Raw genomic sequence first — 2,496 nt, 5'->3', positions numbered from 1 at the left:
GCCGACGACATCCGCAAGATCATCCCGCACCGCGGCGCCATGGCGCTCCTCGACGGCGTCGTGGCGGTCGACGAAGTGAACGGGATCGCCATCGGCTACAAGGACGCGCGGGCCGACGAGTTCTGGGCCGCCGGCCACTTCCCGGGGAATCCGCTCCTCCCCGGGATCATCATGATCGAGGCCGCGGGCCAGCTCGCCGTCTTCTTCTACAAGATCTGCTGCCCGGAGGTCGCCAACCACCTCGTCGTCTTCGGCGGCGTCGACCAGGTCCGCTTCCGGGGCTCGGTCCGGCCCGGCGAGCGGGTCTGGCTCGTCACCCGCAAGATCGAGATGAACCGCCGCGTGGCCAAGTGCGAAGCGCAGGGGTTCTCCGCCGGCAAGATGGTGTTCCAGGGCACGGTCATCGGCATTCCGGTGTGACGTTGAGGCACTCCATCGCCCTTCTCCTGCAAGTCCTTGGCCTCGCCACCTTTCCCCTCGGTCTCTACGTGGGCATCGCCACGGGGAATGTGAAAGCGGAATTGATTTACTGCGGGATCGGCGCCGCGATCTTCTACGCCGGACGGCTGCTGCAGGGGAAAAACCGGGAGTAGCGCTCAGAGGCTGTGATCCAATTGCCTGCCGAGGGCTCAGCGAGGGTGGGGAGTAGTTAGCTGGGGCGTTTCGCTCTACATCACTTCTTTTTCCCTTTGTCTTTCTTCTCCCGGGGATCGCGAACTTCGTTTCTTGCGGGCGCTTAACCCACCGCGATCAATCTCAGGATGTTATAGGTCAGTGCAGCCCACAGGACGACGCACTCGACTTTGGGCAAACCTCGAACCGTCAGGCGATCCAGTCCGCGATGTGTCTTGAGATCCGCGTTCGTCGTCTCCGCCGTCGCCGCCCGGTCCTTGTAGATCTCCTTCGCTTCCTCAGTCCCCATCCTCTGCCGCCACTCGGCCACCGGCGGGGAATCGTCCGGCTTGGGTTGGTGCGGATCGACGCCCTCCTGCTTCGGCTTTTGCACCGGCGCGTAAACGGTGACGCCCTGGCGTGCGGCCTCCTCGATGCCAGCCTTCTTGGCATACCCGCCGTCCACGAGCAGATCCTTCGGCCTTCGTCCCGTCCGCTCCTCGATGTTCGCCAACATCGGCGTCATCTGGCTCATGTCCGTTCCGGTGTTCGTCACCCGGACGCCGACGATCACCCGCGTCTTCGCATCCGTGGCGAACTGGGCGTTGTATGCAGGCCGGAATCCTCCGTCCCCCATCTTCATCACCCGCGCCTCCGGGTCGGTCGTCGACACGCGCGCCTCGCCATTCTTCTTCGTCTCCTGGATCCCCGGCAGCGCCGCCAAGGCGGCTTCCACACGCTTGCTTCGCTCCTCGGCCGCTCGTTTCCGGGCCGACTGCTGGCGAGTCGGCTCCTCCGCATCGTCCGCCTGGCGCGAGACCTCCTCCACCTGCTCCCGCGCCTCCTTCAGACATTCCTTCAGGCTCTTCTCCCGACGGAACGACGCCGCCCCGGCGCTCGCCCGGATCTTCAGCCCGTCCACGGCCACCCGAGTCAGCTCCACCAGCCCCTGGTGCGTCAGGACTCCCAGCACGTCCGTGAACTGCTCGTTGAGTTTCTCCTGATGCTGGACCCGGAAGTCCGAGAGCGCATGGTGGTTCACATGCACCCCTCCGCAGATCCACTGGTAGGCATGGTGTTCGGACTGCAGCCGCTCGATCCGCCGCGCGCTTCCCACCCCCTCGCTCGTCGCGTAGATCCACAGCGCCATCAGGATCCGCGGATCGATCCCCGGACGGCCCGCGTGCCCCTCGCGCGATGCGATCTCCACTTCGTACTTCGTCAGATCCAACCTCTCCACCACGGACCAGATCGAGCGGGCCGGATGATCCTCGGGCAGCAGCGCCTCCAGATTGGTTGGCATCAACCGGACTTGATGTCGGTCGGGCCTCATCAGGCGGGGCGCCCCAGCGGGCGGCGAACTCACCGGCGTGCAGGCCGGCCGGTCGTCAGCTACGGCGCCGAACAGGTCGGATTCGCTCATCCTTCCCCCTCTCGTGGCTGCCTACATACAGATACACCACGCGAAGGAGCGTCCGGGAATCCATTTCAGCGATGAATCGAAAAACTCACAGGCTCTCAGCGGTTCCCTCCGGCTGAATGCTGAGTGCGGATAGCTGACAGCTAGCCACCCCCAAAGAAGTCGCCGATCGCGTCCGCCACGCGGTCCACGCCTTCCTCGCCGAGCTCCGGATACATGGGCAAGGAGAGCACTTCGTCGGCCGCCCGCTCGGCCTGCGGGAACCGGCCGCGAGCGTATCCGAGCGATGCGAACGGCGGCTGGAGATGGAGCGGCAAGGGGTAGTGGACGCCCGTCTCGATGCCCCGCTTCTCGAGATGGCCGCGCAGGGCCTCGCGCTTCGGCGTGCGGATCACGTAGAGGTGCCACACCGACCCGGGATCGGGGGGCGGCAGGGTGAGCGGACGATCCTTCAAGCGCTCCCG

General features: G+C 65.7%; 4 protein-coding genes. 2 read left to right on the top strand and 2 right to left on the bottom strand.

Annotated elements, in window-relative coordinates:
• Both VGR67_11990 and VGR67_11985 read left to right on the top strand, forming a co-directional pair.
• On the top strand, window positions 1-420 hold a 420-nt coding region (locus VGR67_11990), incomplete at its 5' end, for a beta-hydroxyacyl-ACP dehydratase (protein HEV8337130.1).
• 2 nt (window positions 421-422) lie between these two features.
• Entirely contained in the window at window positions 423-593 is a 171-nt protein-coding gene (locus VGR67_11985) for a hypothetical protein (GenBank protein ID HEV8337129.1), read from the top strand.
• Between the two features lie 143 nt (window positions 594-736).
• On the opposite strand, the gene VGR67_11980 is transcribed toward VGR67_11985, so the two are convergent.
• Together VGR67_11980 and VGR67_11975 are read right to left on the bottom strand one after the other, a co-directional pair.
• The gene (locus VGR67_11980) at window positions 737-1,945 is read right to left on the bottom strand and encodes an IS1182 family transposase (GenBank protein HEV8337128.1); all 1,209 of its coding nucleotides are present in this window, start codon (window positions 1,943-1,945) and stop codon (window positions 737-739) included.
• 230 nt (window positions 1,946-2,175) lie between these two features.
• Window positions 2,176-2,496 (bottom strand): DegT/DnrJ/EryC1/StrS family aminotransferase (locus tag VGR67_11975; protein HEV8337127.1); only part of this gene is annotated, 321 nt, incomplete at its 5' end.

This window comes from Candidatus Polarisedimenticolia bacterium (assembly GCA_036004685.1).
Taxonomy (GTDB): domain Bacteria; phylum Acidobacteriota; class Polarisedimenticolia; order Gp22-AA2; family AA152; genus DASYRE01.
The sequence above is the reverse complement of the archived record's forward strand: the minus strand, read 5'-3'. Positions and strand labels throughout refer to the sequence as shown.

Excerpts from the sequence above, each read along its gene's own strand:
- VGR67_11980 (HEV8337128.1), bottom strand. The coding sequence starts at position 1,945 with ATGAGGCCCGACCGACATCAAGTCCGGTTGATGCCAACCAATCTGGAG.